At 70.2% G+C, this 18868-nt stretch carries 16 protein-coding genes and 1 riboswitch; of the genes, 11 read left to right on the top strand and 5 right to left on the bottom strand.

Features of this window, described 5'->3' with window-relative positions:
* Positions 1–345: 345 nt before the first annotated feature.
* The 8 genes from WQ53_RS14390 (at position 346) to crcB (ending at position 9420) form a co-directional block, all read left to right on the top strand.
* A complete protein-coding gene (locus tag WQ53_RS14390) occupies positions 346–3180 on the top strand; it encodes a 2-oxoglutarate dehydrogenase E1 component (RefSeq protein ID WP_052633396.1) in 2835 nt (944 codons plus the stop codon).
* Positions 3181–3229: 49 nt separating this feature from the next.
* Entirely contained in the window at positions 3230–4444 is a 1215-nt protein-coding gene (sucB, locus tag WQ53_RS14385) for a dihydrolipoyllysine-residue succinyltransferase (RefSeq protein ID WP_052633395.1), read from the top strand.
* A 156-nt stretch (positions 4445–4600) separates the two neighbouring features.
* A complete protein-coding gene (lpdA, locus tag WQ53_RS14380) occupies positions 4601–6037 on the top strand; it encodes a dihydrolipoyl dehydrogenase (protein WP_052633394.1) in 1437 nt (478 codons plus the stop codon).
* A gap of 185 nt (positions 6038–6222) precedes the next feature.
* Positions 6223–6396, top strand: a complete 174-nt coding sequence (locus WQ53_RS16885) for an MFS transporter (RefSeq protein WP_144409338.1) — start codon at positions 6223–6225, stop codon at positions 6394–6396.
* Positions 6397–6553: 157 nt separating this feature from the next.
* On the top strand, positions 6554–6964 hold the full coding sequence (locus WQ53_RS17120; protein ID WP_052633393.1) for a hypothetical protein: 411 nt from the start codon (positions 6554–6556) through the stop codon (positions 6962–6964).
* Between the two features lie 3 nt (positions 6965–6967).
* On the top strand, positions 6968–7561 hold the full coding sequence (locus tag WQ53_RS14370; RefSeq protein WP_052633392.1) for a TIGR00730 family Rossman fold protein: 594 nt from the start codon (positions 6968–6970) through the stop codon (positions 7559–7561).
* A gap of 279 nt (positions 7562–7840) precedes the next feature.
* Positions 7841–8839 carry a YhdH/YhfP family quinone oxidoreductase gene (locus WQ53_RS14360; protein WP_052633390.1) on the top strand — a complete coding sequence of 333 codons (999 nt, stop codon included), beginning with the start codon at positions 7841–7843 and terminating at the stop codon, positions 8837–8839.
* A gap of 77 nt (positions 8840–8916) precedes the next feature.
* Positions 8917–8977, top strand: a riboswitch (Fluoride riboswitch).
* Positions 8978–9054: 77 nt separating this feature from the next.
* On the top strand, positions 9055–9420 hold the full coding sequence (gene crcB, locus WQ53_RS14355) for a fluoride efflux transporter CrcB (RefSeq protein ID WP_052634109.1): 366 nt from the start codon (positions 9055–9057) through the stop codon (positions 9418–9420).
* Between the two features lie 51 nt (positions 9421–9471).
* Here crcB and WQ53_RS14350 read toward each other — a convergent pair whose 3' ends face one another.
* Positions 9472–10332, bottom strand: a complete 861-nt coding sequence (locus WQ53_RS14350; protein ID WP_052633389.1) for a glycoside hydrolase family 16 protein — start codon at positions 10330–10332, stop codon at positions 9472–9474.
* Positions 10333–10483: 151 nt separating this feature from the next.
* Here WQ53_RS14350 and WQ53_RS14345 point away from each other — a divergent pair, with 151 nt between their 5' ends.
* Entirely contained in the window at positions 10484–11278 is a 795-nt protein-coding gene (locus tag WQ53_RS14345; RefSeq protein ID WP_082113053.1) for a ThuA domain-containing protein, read from the top strand.
* A gap of 129 nt (positions 11279–11407) precedes the next feature.
* On the top strand, positions 11408–11797 hold the full coding sequence (gene pilH / locus WQ53_RS14340; protein ID WP_052633388.1) for a twitching motility response regulator PilH: 390 nt from the start codon (positions 11408–11410) through the stop codon (positions 11795–11797).
* Positions 11798–11875: 78 nt separating this feature from the next.
* On the opposite strand, the gene WQ53_RS14335 is transcribed toward pilH, so the two are convergent.
* Entirely contained in the window at positions 11876–12769 is an 894-nt protein-coding gene (locus tag WQ53_RS14335; RefSeq protein WP_052633387.1) for a DnaJ C-terminal domain-containing protein, read from the bottom strand.
* Positions 12770–12950: 181 nt separating this feature from the next.
* The gene (locus WQ53_RS14330) at positions 12951–13391 is read right to left on the bottom strand and encodes an Hsp20/alpha crystallin family protein (protein WP_052633386.1); all 441 of its coding nucleotides are present in this window, start codon (positions 13389–13391) and stop codon (positions 12951–12953) included.
* A 162-nt stretch (positions 13392–13553) separates the two neighbouring features.
* Here WQ53_RS14330 and WQ53_RS14325 point away from each other — a divergent pair, with 162 nt between their 5' ends.
* Complete coding sequence (locus tag WQ53_RS14325; protein ID WP_052633385.1) at positions 13554–14036, top strand: peroxiredoxin; 483 nt, start codon at positions 13554–13556, stop codon at positions 14034–14036.
* Between the two features lie 459 nt (positions 14037–14495).
* Here WQ53_RS14325 and WQ53_RS14320 read toward each other — a convergent pair whose 3' ends face one another.
* Both WQ53_RS14320 and pbpC read right to left on the bottom strand, forming a co-directional pair.
* Positions 14496–15524, bottom strand: a complete 1029-nt coding sequence (locus tag WQ53_RS14320; RefSeq protein ID WP_052633384.1) for a cysteine synthase A — start codon at positions 15522–15524, stop codon at positions 14496–14498.
* 76 nt (positions 15525–15600) lie between these two features.
* Positions 15601–18066, bottom strand: coding sequence for a penicillin-binding protein 1C (pbpC, locus tag WQ53_RS14315; RefSeq protein WP_082113052.1), 2466 nt, complete (start codon positions 18064–18066; stop codon positions 15601–15603).
* Positions 18067–18868: the final 802 nt, after the last annotated feature.

The raw sequence follows: 18868 nt of genomic DNA, 5'->3' as shown, positions 1-18868 counted from the left end.
CCCCGAGTTGAGGGCAGGATGCCCGACCGAGGGGTAAGCCATACCCCGAGGGGACGGCGGCCCCGGACGAAGCGACGCTTTCGCCTCTGCTTCTGCATTCCACCCGGGAACCAGTTGTCCGGTTCCTGCACGCGGGCACCGGTACCGACGCGACCGCCCCGCGAGCCGGGGACCGATCCACGACAGTGTGAACCGCCGCACTCCCGCGGGCCGGCGGCCGGCGCGTTTCGGCCGATGGTCTAGGTCCCCGGGCTGGCGTTGGGGGTTATACTTTTGCGGCTGTCACGCCCGCCACGCCGGGCCTGGGCCGGTCCCGGCCCATCCCCCACCCAGACGCGACTCATCGTGGACAACCTACTCAAGCAGTTTGCGCAGTCTTCGCAACTCGGCAGCAATGCCGCCTTCATCGAGGACCTGTACGAGCAGTACCTGGTCTCCCCCGACAGCGTCGACCCGAAGTGGAAAGCCTACTTCGACGGGTTCAGGGGCCGCGAGGCCGGCGACGTCCCGCACTCGGCGGTGATCGCCCAGGTGGCCGAGGCCGCCCGCCACGCCGCCAACAACGGCTATGCCACGGCGCCGGCCGCCGGCGGCGACGAGCGCGAGCGCAACGTCGGCCGCCTGATCACCGCCTACCGCTCCCGCGGCCACTTCGGCGCGAAGCTCGACCCGCTGGCGCTGACCCCGCCGATGAACCCGCCGGACCTGGGCCTGGCCTTCCACGACCTGTCCGAGCGCGACCTCGACAGCGAGTTCAGCACCGGCGGCCTGGCCGGCCAGCCGCGGATGAAGCTGCGCGACCTGCTGGCGCGGCTCAAGGCGACCTACACCGGCGCCATCGGCGCCGAGTTCATGCACATCTCCGAGGTGGAACAGCGCCAGTGGCTGTACCAGCGCCTGGAGGCGGCCGGCGGGGACTACAACCTCAGCGCCGAGACCCGCCAGCGCGTGCTCGAGCGGCTGACCGCCGCCGAGGGCCTGGAGCGCTACCTGCACACCAAGTACGTCGGCCAGAAGCGCTTTTCGCTGGAAGGCGGCGACGCGCTGATCCCGCTGCTGGACACGGTGATCCGCCAGTCCGGCGTGGACAAGGTCAAGGACATCGTGATCGGCATGGCCCACCGCGGCCGCCTCAACGTGCTGATCAACACCCTGGGCAAGAGCCCACGCAAGCTGTTCGACGAGTTCGAAGGCAAGTTCGAGCACGACGAGCGCGCCCACGCCGGCGACGTGAAGTACCACATGGGCTTCTCCGCCGACATCGCCACCCCCGGCGCGCCGGTGCACCTGGCCCTGGCCTTCAATCCCTCGCACCTGGAGATCGTCGACCCGGTGGTCGCCGGCTCGGTGCGTTCGCGCCAGGAGCGCCGCGGCGACGAGGAGCGCAGGCAGGTCCTGCCGATCCTGATCCACGGCGACGCGGCCTTCGCCGGCCAGGGCGTGGTGATGGAGCTGTTCCAGATGTCGCAGGCGCGCGGCTTCGCCGTCGGCGGCACCGTGCACGTGGTGGTCAACAACCAGGTCGGCTTCACCACCAGCAACAAGGAAGACGCCCGCTCCACCCTGTACTGCACCGACGTGGCCAAGATGGTCGGCGCGCCGGTGTTCCACGTGAACGGCGACGATCCGGAAGCGGTGGTGTTCGTGGCCAAGCTGGCCTACGACTTCCGCCAGCAGTTCAAGAAGGACGTGGTCATCGACCTGGTCTGCTACCGCCGCCACGGCCACAACGAGGCCGACGAGCCGGCGGCGACCCAGCCGGTGATGTACCAGACCATCCGCAAGCACCCGACCACGCGCGAGCTGTACGCCGCGCAGCTGGAGAAGGCGGGCGTGATCGAAGCCGGCGCCGGCAAGGCGCTGGTCGACGACTACCGCGACAAGCTCGACGCCGGCGAGGTCACCACCGAGCTGGCGTCCTCCAAGCCGGAGGACTACGAGCTGACCATCGACTGGTCCAAGTACCTGTCCGGCTCGCTGTCCGACGCGGTCGACACCCGGGTCAAGAAGGGCACGCTGACCCAGCTGGCGAAGATCATCAACACGATCCCGCAGGGCGTGTCGCTGCACCCGCGCGTGGCCAAGATCTACGACGACCGGCTGAAGATGACCGCCGGCGAGATCGGCGGCGACTGGGGCTTCGCCGAGAACCTGGCCTACGCCACCCTGCTGTCCGAAGGCTACGGCCTGCGCCTGGTCGGCCAGGACGCCGGCCGCGGCACGTTCTTCCACCGCCACGCGGTGCTGCACGACCAGAAGACCGACAGCTACTACCTGCCGCTGCGCCAGCTGGTCGAGAGCCCAGAGCAGGCCACCATCATCGACTCGCTGCTCAGCGAGGAGGCGGTGATGGCGTTCGAGTACGGTTTCTCCACCACCGATCCGAACACCCTGGACATCTGGGAAGGCCAGTTCGGCGACTTCGCCAACGGCGCGCAGGTGGTGATCGACCAGTTCATCGCCTCGGGCGAGGCGAAGTGGGGCCGCATCTCCGGCCTGACCCTGCTGCTGCCGCACGGCTACGAAGGCCAGGGCCCGGAGCACAGTTCCGCGCGCCTGGAGCGCTTCCTGCAGCTGTGCGCGCTGGAGAACATGCTGGTCTGCGTGCCGACCACCCCGGCCCAGTGCTTCCACATGCTGCGCCGGCAGATGAAGATGAGCACGCGCAAGCCGCTGATCGTCATGTCGCCCAAGTCGCTGCTGCGCCACAAGCTGGCCGTGTCGACCCTGGACGAACTGGCCAACGGCGAGTTCCAGCACCTGATCCCGGACACCGCCGCCGACCCGAAGAAGGTCAAGCGCGTGGTGCTGTGCTCGGGCAAGGTCTACTACGACCTGCTGGAGGACGCGCAGAAGCGCGGCCTGGACGATGTCGCCATCGTCCGCGTCGAGCAGCTGTACCCGTTCCCGCGCGAGGCGCTGGCCACGGTGCTGCAGACCTACGCCAAGGCCACCGACGTGGTCTGGTGCCAGGAAGAGCCGCAGAACCAGGGCGCGTGGTACCAGATCAAGCACCACCTGCAGGCCTGCCTGGCCAAGGGCCAGGCCCTGAGCTATGCCGGCCGCACCCGCTCGCCCTCGCCGGCCGTGGGCCATTTCGCCGACCACGTCGAGGAACAGCTGAAGCTGGTTGCCGACGCGCTGGTCAATACGCCCGGCAACCAGTTCGTCGCCGAGTAACGAACCACACCGCCTCTTCGCCCCACGACATACGCCCCAAGGACGCCCCATGGCCACCGAAGTCAAAGTTCCGGTCCTTCCCGAATCCGTCTCCGACGCCACCATCGCCAGCTGGCACAAGAAGGCCGGCGACGCGGTCAAGCGCGACGAGAACCTGGTGGACCTGGAGACCGACAAGGTCGTGCTCGAGGTGCCCTCGCCGGTCGACGGCGTGCTCAAGGAAATCAAGTTCAAGGAAGGCGACACGGTGACCAGCCAGCAGCTGCTGGCGATCATCGAGGAGGGCGCGGTCGCGGCCCCGGCCAAGGACGACAAGCCCGCCGCCGGCGCCGAGGAAGTGCAGCCCAAGGCCGCCGCCGCCAAGGCCGAGGCCGCCGCTCCCGCCTCGACCAAGCCGGCCCCGGTCGCCGCCGGCGGCGAACTGCCGCCGGGCGCCCGCTTCACCGCGGCCAAGGAAGGCATCGACCCGTCGCAGGTCGAGGGCACCGGCCGCCGCGGCGCGGTCACCAAGGAAGACCTGGTCAACTACGCCAGGAGCGGCGGCGTGGGCAAGGCCGCCGGCGCGCGCCCGGAAGAGCGCGTGCCGATGACCCGCATCCGCACGCGCATCGCCGAGCGCCTGATGCAGTCGAAGAATTCGATCGCGATGCTGACCTCGTTCAACGAGGTCAACCTGGCCAAGGTCGCCGCCGCGCGCAAGGAGCTGGGCGAGGACTTCCAGAAGGCCCACGGCATCAAGCTGGGCTTCATGAGCTTCTTCGTGAAGGCCGCGGCCAACGCGCTGCAGCGCTTCCCGATCGTCAACGCCTCGGTCGACGGCAACGACATCATCTACCACGGGTACGCCGACATCTCGATCGCCGTGTCCACCGACAAGGGCCTGGTCACGCCGGTGCTGCGTAATGTAGAACGCCTGGGCTTCGCCGAGATCGAGCAGGGCATCGCCGATTACGCCAAGAAGGCGCGCGACGGCAAGCTCGGCCTGGACGACCTGCAGGGCGGCACCTTCACCATCACCAACGGCGGCACCTTTGGCTCGCTGATGTCGACCCCGATCGTGAACCCGCCGCAGAGCGCGATCCTGGGCATGCACACCATCAAGGAGCGCCCGATCGCCGAGAACGGCCAGGTCGTGATCGCGCCGATGATGTACATCGCGCTGTCCTACGACCACCGCATCATCGACGGCAAGGACGCGGTGCAGTTCCTGGTCGACATCAAGAACCAGCTCGAGAACCCGAACCGGATCCTGTTCGGGCTGTGATTCTTGAAGCCCCTCTCCCTCCGGGACTACGTGCCCTCGGGGTAGAGGGGTTGGGGAGAGGGTCGGCTACCTGCGCCGCACCCGGCACCCGTACCCTCATCCGCCCTACGGGCGCCTTCTCCCAAAGGGAGAAGGAAAAGCGTAAGGAATCCCGAAATGGCTGAAAACTTCGACGTCGTCGTCATCGGTGCCGGCCCGGCCGGCTACCACGCCGCGATCCGCGCCGCGCAGCTGGGCCTGAAGACCGCGTGCATCGACGCGGCGCTGGGCAAGGACGGCAAGCCCGCCCTGGGCGGCACCTGCCTGCGCGTGGGCTGCATCCCGTCCAAGGCGCTGCTGGACTCCTCGCGCCAGTACTGGAACATGGGCCACCTGTTCGGCGACCACGGCATCACCTTCAAGGACGCGAAGATCGACGTCGGCGCGATGGTAGGGCGCAAGGACAAGATCGTGAAGCAGTTCACCGGCGGCATCGCGGCGCTGTTCAAGGCCAACAAGGTCGCGCCGTATTACGGCTTCGCCACGCTGCAGCCGGGCAACGTGGTCAAGGTGAAGCAGCACGACGGCTCGGAGGTCGAGCTCAAGGGCACCAACGTGATCCTCGCCGCCGGCTCCGATTCGATCGAGCTGCCGTTCGCCAAGTTCGACGGCGAGGCCATCGTCGACAACGTCGGCGCGCTGGACTTCACCGAGGTGCCGCAGCGCCTGGCGGTGATCGGCGCCGGCGTGATCGGCCTGGAGCTGGGCAGCGTGTGGAAGCGCCTGGGCGCCGAGGTCACCATCCTGGAGGCGTTGCCGGACTTCCTGGCCGCCGCCGACGCGGAGGTGGCCAAGGTCGCGCTCAAGGAATTCAAGAAGCAAGGCCTGGACATCAAGCTCGGCGCCAAGGTCAGCGCGACCGAAGTCAAGGCCAAGGGCAAGAAGAAGGAAGTCATCGTCTCCTACACCGACAAGGACGGCGAGCAGACCCTGGCCGTCGACAAGTTGCTGGTCGCCGTCGGCCGCAAGGCCGCGACCCGGGGCCTGCTGGCCGAGGGCACCGGCGTGCAGGTCAACGAGCGCGGCCAGATCGTGGTCGACGAGCACTGCCACACCGGCGTGGACGGCGTCTGGGCGGTGGGCGACTGCGTGCGCGGGCCGATGCTGGCGCACAAGGGCTTCGAGGAAGGCATCGCCGTGGCCGAGCTGATCGCCGGCCTGCCCGGCCACGTCAACTTCGACACCATCCCCTGGGTCATCTACACCGAGCCGGAGATCGCCTGGGTCGGCAAGACCGAGCAGCAGCTCAAGGCCGAAGGCATCCCGTACAAGGCCGGCAGCTTCCCGTTCGCCGCCGTCGGCCGCGCCGTGGCCATGGGCGAGCCGGCCGGCTTCGTCAAGGTGATCGCGCACGCCGAGACCGACCGCGTGCTCGGCCTGCACCTGGTCGGCGTGGGCGTGTCCGAGCTGGTCCACGAGGGCGTGCTGACCATGGAGTTCAGCGGCTCGGCCGACGACCTGGCGCGGATCTGCCACGCCCACCCGACCCTGTCGGAAGCGATCCACGACGCGGCCATGGCGGTGGACAAGCGCGCCATCCACAAAGCCAACTGAAAGTTGGCTTTGTGGATGCAGGATTCTGCGCAGCAGAATCCTGCATTGAGTGCTGCCACACCCGCCGTTCCGCGCCTGTGGCGCGGACCGCCCCTTACTAAGGGGCTACGGCAACGAAGCCGGGCATTGCCCGGCTTCTTGATTTCGGGAACCCTGCTTTCCGCCTACCAGCAACAGGAGTGACCATGCCATCGAAGGGATTGCCACCTCGCGTCGCCGCCGGGCTCTACATTGCCGCCGGCGCGATGTTCATCGTTGGGGCGCTGACCAGCCGGCAGATCGCCTTCAGCGGCGTCGGCGTGGCCTTCATCGCCCTGGGCGTGGTCATGCTGGTGCGCCAGCGCAAGGGCCAGGACTGATCCTCCCCTCCAGAGTCGACCGATGAAATCGATCTGCGTCCAGTGCGGTTCCAATGCAGGCAGCATGCCCGCCAGCACCGGGCGCGCGATCGCCTGCCACTCGGGTACAAGCAAGGCCCGGGCATTGCCCGGGCTTTCGCCTTTTAGGAAACGGCGAATGCCACTGCCATCGCGCACTATCCTGCTGTCCGTCTTCGCCCTCGCCGCTTCCGCGACCGCCATGCCGATCAACCAGGCCACGCCCAATACCAGTCCCGCAGAGGACGACACGCCCGTCCATGTCCGTTGCGCGCAGCTGCGGCCGGGCATGAACTACCGCGAGGCCCTGGCGCTGATGGGCCGCGAGCCGGACAGCACCCTGTCGGCCCACAGTGCCGCCGGACCGGAGGGCGATCCACCGGCAGGCAGCTACGCGGTCGATTTCTGGAACGGCACCGATGCGCAGGGGCAGGCCGTCGTTTCCAGCGTCCGCTACAGCGGCGGCATGGTGGAGTCGGTGGAGTGCGGCCGTACCACGCGCTCGCCGGAACCGCCCCAGGCATCTTCTCCATCCTCGTCCGGAACCTGATCCATGCGTTCGATCTGCGTCTATTGCGGCTCCAACGCCGGCAGCAAGCCGGCCTATACCGAGCGTGCCATCGCCCTGGGCGACCGCATCGCCAAGGAAGGCCTGCGCCTGGTCTACGGCGGCGGCAACGTCGGCCTGATGGGCACGGTGGCCAACGCGGTGCTGGCCGCCGGCGGCCAGGTCACCGGGGTGATCCCGAAGCAGCTGGCCGACTGGGAAGTGGCGCACCGCGGCCTGACCGAACTGGAGATCGTCGGCTCGATGCACGAACGCAAGTCGCGCATGTTCGACCTCGCCGACGGCTTCGTCGCCCTGCCCGGCGGCTTCGGCACGATGGAAGAGATCTTCGAGATGCTGACCTGGCGCCAGCTCGGCATCGGCAACAAGCCCTGCGCCTTCCTCGACGTCGAGGATTTCTATGCGCCACTGATCGGGATGATCGACCGCATGGTGGAGGAGCGCTTCCTGCACCCGGACCAGCGCGCGGACCTGTGGTACGGCGGCGACATCGAGGCGATGCTGGGGTGGATGCGGGCGTATAGCCCGGCGCAGGCGTCCAAGTGGATAGACGAGAAGCGGCGGGACGCCTTGCGGTAGGAATTGCTGGCACGTGGCGACGCGGCATACCTCGCCAGCGCCCATGGGCATTCCCGGCGCGGTACGAGGTCCACGAAAGCATGGAATCGGCCATCGGCCGCGAAAAAGTGCTGAAGGAATGGAAACGCCGCTGGAAGATCGGACTGATCGAGGCCGGCAACCCCTACTGGCGCGACCTGTATCCCGACATCCTCTGACGCGCTTTGATTTCTTGCAGCCGGCCGGCAAGAATCGAAGGCACTGGGTCCCGGCGTTCGCCGGGACGACGGAGAATGATCGATGTCCCTCCCCGCCACCTTCCCCGCCTTCCGCATCCACAACGACGACGCCGGCTACCGCAGCGGCATCGAAGCGCTGTCGCTGGACGACCTGTCGCCCGGCGAGGTGGTGGTCAAGGCCGCCTGGTCCTCGGTCAACTACAAGGACGCGCTGGCCGGCACCGGCCAGGGCAAGATCCTGCGCCGCTTCCCGCTGGTCGGCGGCATCGACGTCGCCGGCCACGTGGTCGCCTCCACCGATCCGAAGTTCCGCGAGGGCGATCCGGTGCTGGTCACCGGCTGCGGCCTGAGCGAGACCCGCGACGGCGGCTACGCCGCCTACGCGCGCCTGCCGGCCGAATGGGTGGTCGCCCTGCCCCGCGGCCTGGACCTGCGCGAGAGCATGGTCCTGGGCACCGCCGGCTTCACCGCGGCGCTGGCCCTGTACCGGATGCGCGAGAACCGGCAGCGCCCGGAGCTCGGCCCGCTGGCGGTCACCGGCGCCACCGGCGGCGTCGGCTCGCTGGCGGTGGCGATCTTCAGCAAGGCCGGCTACGAGGTCCATGCAATCAGCGGCAAGGCCGACCAGGCCGGCTACCTGCGCTCGCTCGGCGCCAGCGAGGTGCTGGGCCGCGAGGTGCTGGAGGCGAAGCGGCCGCTGGAATCGATCCGCTTCGGCGGTGGCCTGGACAACGTCGGCGGACCGATGCTGGTCAGCCTGCTTGCGCAGACCGCGCCCTACGGCAACGTCGCATCGGCCGGCCTGGCCGCCACCCCGTCGCTGGATTCGCTGACGGTGATGCCCTTCATCCTGCGCGGCGTCTCGCTGCTGGGCATTGGCTCTGCGGGAACCGCGCGCGACATCCGCGACGACATCTGGGCGCTGCTGGCGGACGAATGGAAGCCCACGCAGCTGGATGCGATCTGCACCCGAGAGGCGACGCTGGAAGAACTGCCGGCCGTGTTCGGCACGATGCTGGCCGGCGGCTCGCTGGGACGCACCGTGGTGCGGCTGGGCTGACCGGCCGCATCGGTCCAGCGGGCAGCCCAAAGCGTCATTCGCCGGCTGCCGGCCAGAGCGGCGCCCATCCGGTAACATGGGCCAACGGGAATGGGGCTTCCCGCGAACCGCCTTCGGGCTGATAGCTCCTACACACCGGGCGCGATGTCCGTTGGGTAGGCCATGCCGACTCTGCACCCATCGCCGCCCGGATCAACTCCAACGAGGGCATGGCGATGAATTTCCTGGTGGTGTTTCTGGGTGGCGGCATCGGCTCCATGCTGCGGCATGGAATCAACCTGACCGCACTGCGGATGGTGGGAGTCGGGTTTCCGTACGGGACACTCTTCATCAACGTGGCCGGTTCATTGCTGATGGGCGTGCTGGTCGAGTACTTCGCCCTGCGCAGCGGTGTATCGGCGGCCACGCGGCTGTTCTTCACCACCGGCGTCCTGGGCGGGTTCACCACCTTCTCGGCGTTCTCGCTCGAAGCCGCGCTTCTCTACGAGCGCGGGCAGACGGGCCTGGCAGTGCTCTACGTAGCCGCTTCCGTCGTCCTGTCGATCGGCGCCCTGTTCCTGGGAATGGCGATGGTCCGATAACCGGGCCGAGGTCCGGCCGGCAGGCCTTCGCCCACCTGCGGAACGGCAACGCTACTGCTCCACCAGCGGGTACACCCGCACGTAGTCGACTTCCATCCACGCCGGGAACGCGGCCTCGTCCACGCCCTCGGCGCCGCCCCAGTCGCCGCCCACGGCCAGGTTCATCAGCAGGTGGAACGGCTGGTCGAACGGCCAGGCGTCCGGTCCCGTGCCTTCGTTGGCGAACTCGAACACCGGTGCGTCGTCGATGTAGCCGCGGATCCAGTCCGGGGTCCAGTCCACGCGGTAGAGGTGGAACTGCGTGCTCGCATCCCTCACGTGCGTCTGCGTGCCGCGCTGGGTCTTGACCATGTGGTTGTACGCCTGGGTGTGCACCGTCACGTGCACCTGGCCCGGGTCGTGGCCGACGTGCTCCATGATGTCGATCTCGCCCGAGCGCGGCCAGTGGCCGTAGCGGCTCTCGGTCGGCAGCATCCACAACGCACCCCAGGTGCCACGGCCGACCGGCAGCCGCGCGCGGAACTCGATGCGCCCGTACTGGAAGTCGCCCTTGCCGCGCGAGACCAGCCGCGCCGAGGTGTAGGTGTTCTTGCCGGCCTTCTTGAACCGGCGCGCGACGATCGTCAGCACGCCGTCTTCGACGAAGGCGTTGGCCAGCCGGTTGGTGTAGTGCTGCAGCTCGTTGTTGCCCCAGCCCTTGCCGCCGATGTCGTAGCCCCACTTCGCCGGATCGGGCAGTCCCTGGTAGTCGAACTCGTCCTGCCAGGACGGCGTGTCCGCGAACGTCCAGGACCGGCCCCGCGCCGCACCCGCGTCTTCGCTCCAGGCGTATGCAGCCGGAACGGAGAGCGCGACCAGCGCGCACAGCCGCGTTCCGATGCACGCCAGTCCCGCCCTGATGACCCTGTCCATCGCCACCCTCCTCTCCCGGATGCCGCGATCGAGCGGCGCACCGATTCTAGGCAACGCGGCCCCCGCCGGCACCTCGTCCATCGCCAACGTCGCCGTCACCAGGCCAATCCGCGGCCTGGAAAACACACCGCGCGCGCACTAGCCTGTCGCAATGACGATCCGTTTCCCACGACGCAGCCGCCTGGCATCCGCGGCTGCGCTGCTCGCATCGATCCTGCTCTTTTCCTCCGCCGTTGCCGCCGGCGGCCTCCCGACGGAAGAACACGCACCGGCCGCCACCGCGCCGCGTCCAGCCATCCTGGTATTCACCCGCACCCTGGGATGGCGCCACGATTCGATCCCGCAGGCGGTGGAGACCCTGCGCGGACTCGCCGCGCAGGCCGGCTTCGAAGTCGTGCACAGCGAGGATCCGGCGCTGTTCGACAACGGGCAGCTCGCGCGATTCCGCGCCGTGGTCTTCGCCAACACCACCGGCGAGGTGCTCGATGCCGCGCAGCGCGCGGCCTTCGAGCGCTACATCGCCGCCGGCGGCGCCTTCATGGGCGTGCACTCGGCCGCCGACACCGGCAAGGCCTGGCCGTGGTACGGCGAGCTGGTCGGCGCCTGGTTCAAGGACCATCCGCCGGGCCTGCAGACCACCGACGTGCATTTCGAGGACGGGCGCGGCCCCGACGGGCTCGAACGCTGGCGCGTCACCGACGAGCTCTACAACTACCGGCGCAATCCGCGGCCGGCGGTGGTGGTGATCGCCACGGTGGACGAGTCCGGCTACGAGGGCGGGACCATGGGCACCGACCACCCGATCGCCTGGTGCCATGCCGCGGCCGGCGGCCGCGCCTGGTACACCGGCCTGGGCCACGCGCAGGCGGTCTACGCCGACCCGGTCTTCCGCGCCCACCTGCTGCGCGGCCTGCGCTACGCCACCGGCCTGTCCGGCGACTGCTAGCCGCGGCCCACGCCGGCCACAGTGTGCGCACGGTCAAGCTTCGCCGCGGCCGGCACGCACGCGGAGGCTTCCGGCGGCTGCGCGCACCGACTACACTCCGGCGTAGGGGAAACACACCGGGGACGCACCATGGCACGGATCCTGATCGTGGACGATTCGCCTTCCCAGCTCATGGGAATCCAGCGCATCGTCGAGAAGCTCGGCCACGAGACCCTGACCGCCGAGGACGGCGCGGCCGGCGTCGAGGTGGCCAAGGCCGAGCTGCCGGACCTGATCCTGATGGACGTGGTCATGCCCAACCTCAACGGCTTCCAGGCCACGCGCACGCTCAGCCGCGAGTCCACCACCCGCGACATCCCGGTGGTGCTGGTCACCACCAAGGACCAGGACACCGACCGCATGTGGGGCATGCGCCAGGGCGCGCGCGCCTACCTGACCAAGCCGTTCTCCGAATCCGACCTGTCGGACGTGATCGGCCGCCTGCTCGGCGACGAAGCCAGCCTCCTGCCCGAGGCCTGAGCCCTCCTGGGCCGCGGATTCTGGACGCCCGGTCCCGGGATCCGGCATCGGCCCGGTTTCGCGGTTTTCCGCCCCGCCTCAGTCCCCGAACGCGCCGGCCAGGTCGCGGTAGGCCTGGCGCTGGGCCTCGGTCGCCGGCGCCGGCGCCTGCACCTCCAGCTCCACGATCTGGTCGCCCGCCTGCTCGCTCGACATGCCGCCCGGCAGGCCTCGGCCACGCAGGCGCAGCTTGCGGCCGGCATCGGAACCGGCCGGGATCTTCAGCTCCACCGACCCGCCCAGGGTCGGCACGCTGGCCGTGGTGCCCAGCGCCGCCTGCCAGACCGGCAGCGGCAGCGTGTACAGGATGTTGCGCCCGTCGACCTCGAACTGCGGGTGCGCCTGGTATTCGATCTCCAGCAGCAGGTTGCCGCCGCCGTTGCCCTGTCCGGCCAGGCGGATCGCCTGCCCGGCGCGGATGCCCTTGGGCACCCTCACGTCCAGCTGGCGGCCGTTGAGGGTGATGCGCACGCTGTCGCCGCGGTACACCGCCTCCAGCGGCACCGCCAGCCGCGCGCGGGTGTCGCCGCGCGGCTGCGGGCCGGCACCGGGGCGCGCGCCGCCGCGCTGGCGCGCGAACAGGCTTTCGAAAAAGTCGCTGAAGCCGCCACCCGCGCCGCCGCCGCGGCCGCCCATGTCGCCGAAGATCTCGTCGAAGTCGTAGCCGGCGCCGTCGAAACCGCCCGGCGGCGGATGGAACTCCTGCCCGGGACGGTAGCCGCGCGCGCGCAACTGGTCGTACGCGGCGCGCTTGTGCGGGTCGCGCAGCGCCTCGTAGGCCTCGCCGACCGCCTTGAACTTGTCCTCGGCGTCGGATTCCTTGCTCACGTCGGGGTGGTACTTGCGCGCCAGCCGGCGGTAGGCCGACTTGATCTCGGCCTCGCCGGCGCTGGGTTCGACCCCGAGGATCGCGTAGTAGTCCTTGAATTCCATCCGTTCACCACTGGCAGGCTGCGGCGCCGGCGCCCCGGCCGGGCGCGGCGCCGGAAAACACGGCGACCCGCGGCGCGGACGCCACGGGCCGGATTCTAGGCGGTCTCCTGCCGGGTGCGCGAACCGCGCCGCGGCAGTTGAGGCGCCGGACCGCTCGCGGCGGACCGGCGCCTGTCGCGGGTCACTGCACCTGGATGCGGCGCGGCGTGGCCTGCGGACGCTTGGGGATGTCGATCCGCAGCACGCCGTGGCGGCCGCTGGCGGTGATGCCGTCCGCATCGGCGCTGTCGGGCAGCGCGAAGCGACGATGGAAGGCGCCCCAGGCACGCTCGCGGCGCGAGTAGCCCTGGCCTTCCTCGGACGCCTCGCTGGAGCGCTCGCCCTTGAGGGTGAGGATGCCCTTGTCCATCTGCACCTCGATGTCCTTCGGGTCCACCCCGGGGATGTCGGCGAAGATGACGAAGCGCTCGGCTTCCTCCTTGATGTCAACCCGCGGCGCCCACTGGCTGGTCACCACGTCGGACGGGTCGGCGCCGGACTCGCCGAAGAAGCGTTCGAACACCTGGCGGAACTCGTCCTGCAGGTGGCGTCCCGGGACACTGTTGTAGCGCACGATGGCCATGTCGTTCTCCTTGCTTGCGATGCCGCGGCACTGGCGCGCGGCGATGCACGGGAAATGGGTTCGTGCCCAGCGGTTTCAAGCGCTGCCACGCGGCCGACACGCGGCTGCGGCTAGACTGTGTTCAGCCTCCGGCCACGCCCGGCCCTTCCCCCAGGAGTTCCCATGACCATCCAGATCGGCGACCGCATCCCCGAAGTCGTGCTCAAGCGCATCCGCGAGGGCGTGGAGAGCGTGGACACCCCGAGCCTGTTCGAAGGCCGCAACGTGGTGCTGTTCGCGGTGCCCGGCGCGTTCACCCCGACCTGCTCGGAAAAGCACCTGCCGGGGTTCATCACGCGCTTCGAGGACTTCCGCGCCCGCGGCATCGAGGTGATCTGCGTGGCGGTCAACGACCCGTTCGTGATGCAGGCCTGGGGCAAGACCCTCGACGCCCCGGACGGCCTGCAGCTGGTGTCCGACGGCAACGCCGACCTGACCAAGGCCCTGGGCCTGGAGATGGACGCCAGCGGCTACGGCATGGGCATCCGCGCGCGCCGCTTTGCGCTCTACGCGGAGGATGGCGTGGTGCGGCAGCTGTTCGTCGAGGCGCCAGGGGAATTCAAGGTGTCTTCGGCCGATTACGTGCTCGAGCACCTCGAGCAGTAGGCGCCCCTTACAGAAGATTCTTCGAGGGATAGGCCCGCCCCGCGGCGGTCAACGGCAACGGCAACAGCGTTGGGCGTGGTCGGCTTCGGGCTGAGCCGCGGCAGGCCGGGTGTGTTGCGGTCGTCTCGGCGGCACATCCATGTGCCGACTCGCCGACGCGGCCATCCATGGCCGCTGCCGCAACACACCCGGCCTGCCACGTCTTCGGGCGCTTCCGAGTCGTGGCTCCGTTCGCAGGCGAACGACCAGCGCACCTGCGACACACCCTTGTGTAGGAGCCGGGCTTGCCCGCGACCCGACGCCGCCAACACGGGCTTTGCTTTCCGCTGCCTGGACGCGCACAAGATGGGTGTCTGTCGGGACACCGGTTGCCTTGCTCCGGCGCCGGACGAACAACCCACAGGAGCAGGAGTGGTACCTGGCCGTCCGCAGAGGGAAAGCAAGTGCAGTCGGCGCCTGCTACTCCGGAAACGCTCGCACCAGCCACTCCGGCACCGGCAGGTCCTTGTCGCGCAGGAACGCCGGGTTGAACAGCTTGGCCTGGTAGCGGGTGGCGGCGTCGGCCAGCACGGTGACGATGGTGCAGCCCGGCCCCAGTTCGCGGGCCAGCCGCACCGCGCCGGCCACGTTGACGCCGCTGGAACCGCCGGCGTTGATCCCTTCCTCGTGGATCAGCGCGTGCACCCAGGGCACCGACTCGGTGTCCGCGATCGACCAGGCCAGGTCGATCGGCGCACCGTCGAAGTTGGCGGTGACCCGGCTCGAGCCGATGCCCTCGCTGATCGAGCCGCCCTCGGCCTTCAGCTCGCCGGTGTTGACGTAGCTGGCCAGCGCCGAGCCGGCCGGATCGGCCAGGGCGATGGCGATCTCCGGGTTGCGCGCCTTCAGCGCGCGGCCCACCCCGGCCAGGGTGCCGCCGGTGCCGGTGGCGCAGACGAAGCCGTCGATGCGGCCGCCGGTCTGCTCCCAGATCTCCACGCCGGTGGTGGCCTCGTGGAAGTCGCGGTTGGCGGTATTGTCGAACTGGTCGGCGAACCAGGCGCTGCCGGGATCGGCCTGGTTCATCGCCTCGGCCAGGCGCCGCGCCTGGTGCGCGTAGTGCTCGGGATTGGCGTAGGGCACCGCCGGTACCAGCCGCACCTCCGCGCCGGTGACCCGCAGCGCGTCGATCTTCTCGCGGCTCTGGGTCTGCGGCATGGTGATGACGGTGCGGTAGCCGCGGCTGGCGCCGAGCAGGGCCAGGCCGATGCCGGTGTTGCCGGCGGTGCCTTCCACGATCGTGCCGCCCGCCCGCAGCAGGCCGCGGCGCTCGGCGTCCAGCAACAGGCCGAGCGCGGTGCGGTCCTTGATCGAGCCACCGGGATTGACCGACTCGACCTTGGCCAGGATCTCGCAGCCGGTCCGCGCCGAGGCTAGGCGCAGGCGCAGCAGCGGGGTATGGCCGATCGCCTCGGCCAGTGCGGTGGCGATCGCCGGGCGTGGGGTCATCGGCGTGTCTCCTCGTCGCGCGTCCGGCGCGGACCGGCAGCATAGCCGCATGCACCATGCCGCGGCGCGGCGGCGCCTATTCCGCGCCGGCAACCGGCCCGGCGTCACCGGCACCGACGGCGAGCGCATCCGTGGCCGGCAACGCTGCGCCGCCGGCCCCGGCCACCCGGAACCGCACCTGCGCCCAGGCGCCGGTGTCGGCCAGCGCGGTCAGCACGTGCTCGCCGCGACCGGCGGCAGCGTAGTCATGCTCGAAGCCGCGCGCGCCCTCGGTGCGGGCGATCGCGCGGCCGTCGAGCAGCCACTGCACCGGCGCGGCGGTGCCCAGCGCGCTCACCTGCAGGCGCAGCCCGCGCCCGCTGCCCGGCGGCGGCGCCAGCGTGGCGCGGTCGGCGATGCCTTCGATGCGCAGCGACTCGACCGCGTCGCGGCCGTCGGCCGCGCAGTCGGGTGACAGCGGCGGCGGCCGCGAAGCGCGGCGCAGGTCGGCCGGCAGCCAGGGCGACAGCAGCGCCGGCCAGCGCGCGATCTCCAGTTCGCGCGACGCGTGCGGCAGCGCGCAGTCGGCCGACAGGCGCAGGCCGCTGGCCGCGTCGACCTGGAAGCGCTCGCGCCCGGCATGCCACAGGCGCGCGTCGCGCTCGGCGAAGGTCGGCGGCACCGCGCCGTCCAGCCGCCAGGCCTGGAAGCGGCGCTGGCACAGCGAAGCCGACGTGTCGGCGGCGGCCAGGCCCAGCGGCCAGCACACCTCCGCAGCGTCCACCGACGCCGGCCGCGGCAACGGATCGGCGTCGCCCGGCGCGCGCGGCAGGCCGTCGATGGTCTCCAGCAACAGCGGCAGCGCGGTGATCGCGCCGTACTGCCCCGGCAGCGGCGTGCCGTCCGGCCGCCCGACCCAGACCCCGACCGTGTAGCGGCGCGTCCCGCCGACCGCCCAGGCGTCGCGGAAGCCATAGCTGGTCCCGGTCTTCCAGGCCACCTGCGGCCGCGTGCCGGTCGCGAACACCGCGCCGGCGTGGCCCGGGCGCGGGTTCGCCTGCAGGACGTCGCGCACGATCCAGGCCGCGCCCGGCGAAAGCAGGCGGCGCTCGACCAGCGCCTGCTCCGGGGTGTAGCGCACCTGCGCGGCCACCCCGCCGCGCTGGAACGCGGCGAACGCGCCGACCAGGTCCTCCAGGCGCACGCCGGTGCCGCCCAGGATCAGCGCCAGGTTCGGCCGGGTGCCGCGCGGGAAGCGCAGCGGGACGCCGGCGTGGTCCAGGCGCGCGGCGAAGCGCGGCGGGCCGACCCGGTCGAGCAGGTCCACCGCCGGCACGTTCAGCGACAGCCGCAGCGCGGTGGCCGCACCCACCGGGCCGTTGAAGGCCTCGCCGAAGTTGCCCGGCCGGTAGCCGCCGAAATCCTGCGGCGCGTCCACCAGCAGGCTCTCGGAGTGGATCAGCCCGTCGTCGAGCGCCATCCCGTACAGGAACGGCTTGAGCGTGGAGCCGGGCGAACGCCAGGCGCGGACCATGTCGACGTGGCCCAGCCGGTCGCGGTCGCCGAACGCGACCGAGCCGACGTAGGCGCGCGCCTGCATCGTGGCGTTGTCCACCACCAGCAGCGCGGCCGAAGTCCTCGGTGGCAGGGTGGCGAAGTACGCAGCCACCCGCTCCTCCAGCGCACGCTGCAGGTCGGCATCCAGCGTGGTCGCGATGCGCCGCGCGCGCGGCTGTTCCTGGCGCAGCCGCTGCGCCAGCAGCGCGGCATGCACCGGCACCTGCAGCGAACGCGCCACCACCGGCTCGATCCGGGCGTCGTCCACCTGCTCCGGCGTCCACGTGCCCAGCGCCTGCATCCGCGCCAGCACCTTGTCGCGCGCAGCGCGCGCCGCCTGCGGATGCCGGTCCGGGCGCAGCCGGCTGGGCGCTTGCGGCAGCACCGCCAGCAGCGCGGCCTCGGCATGCGACAGCTGCGAGGCCGGCTTGCCCAGATAGGCCCAGCTGGCCGCCTCCACGCCCTCGATGGTGCCGCCATAGGGCGCGCGCTCCAGGTACAGCTGCAGGATCTGCTGTTTCGACAGGCGCGCTTCCAGCTGCAGTGCGCGCGCCATCTGCCGCAGCTTGCCGACCGGGCTGCGCGTGTCCCGGCCTTCGAGGATGCGCACGACCTGCATGGTCAGGGTCGAGCCACCCGACACGATCCCGCCGCTGCGCAGCCACTGCCTTGCCGCGCGCAGCAATGCGAACGGGTTCACCCCGGGGTGGTGGCGGAACCAGCGGTCCTCGTAGCCGAGCAGCGCCTGCAGGTAGAGCGGCGAGACCGACTCCGGCGCGACCGGGTAGCGCCATACGCCCTCCGCGTCGGCGAAGGCGCGCAACGGGGTGCCATCGGCGGCAGTGACCACGCTGGCGGCGCCCGTCCCCTCTTCGGGCAGCGGCGGCGGGAACGTCAGGTCCAGGACGAGGACGGCGACCAGCACGGCCACGGTGCCCCAGCGCAGCCAGGGCAATACGCGGCGCAGTGCTGCGCGGCCTCGCCCTGTTGTGGTGGTCTGGGTCATCGACGTCCGTTCCGCGCGTGTTGCCTCGCCTATTTGAAGCGATTGCGGGTCTGGGCAAAAGCACCAGGTTCGTGGGTGGTCGCTCGATTGGCGTTTGAAGCAAAAGCGCTGGTGAAGCAAAAGCGTCGGCTCCGGAAGGGGCCGCCGTGCCCAGGGGGTCTGGCGCATCGCTCCGCTGCGGCGTCCTGCCTCCGAGTCGCGACCGCAGCACATCCCTGTGCTGCTTGCGCCAGACCCCCTGGGCACGACGGCCTCGGGTAGCTTTGAGGTCATGGCTTCGATCTGGGGAGCAAGAGCAAGGTCACCACTCCCCGGCCCTCCCAGACGGCACTGCCTTCTGTAGGAGCGGGCATGACCGCGACACGGGCGTCGGAATCACGGGGGCGTCGCCTGGGCCGACGGCGTCGGGTCGCGGTCATGCCCGCTCCTACAAAAAGGCCGTGCGCTGCTCATCGCCTGTGAACGGAGCTACGACCTGGACGCTCCCGAAGACGTGGCGGGCCGGGGGTATTGCGGCAGTGGCCATGGATGGCCACGTCGGTGAGTCGGCACACGGATGTGCCGTCGAGACGACCGCAATACCCCCGGCCTGCCACGGCTCAGACCGAAGCCGACCACGCCCGGCGCTTTTGACTTTGCGGTTGCGGTTGCGGTTGCGGTTGCGGTTGCGGTTGCGGTTGCGGTTGCGGTTGCGGTTGCGGTTGCGGTTGCGGTTGCGGTTGCGGCCAATGCTGCCATCGCGACCGATCTCGCCAATGCAGACCGAGAAAAAGAAACGGGGCCATGAGGCCCCGTTTCCAGT

The sequence above is a fragment of the Pseudoxanthomonas suwonensis genome, assembly GCF_000972865.1.
GTDB lineage: Bacteria > Pseudomonadota > Gammaproteobacteria > Xanthomonadales > Xanthomonadaceae > Pseudoxanthomonas > Pseudoxanthomonas suwonensis_B.
The sequence above is the reverse complement of the archived record's forward strand: the minus strand, read 5'-3'. Positions and strand labels throughout refer to the sequence as shown.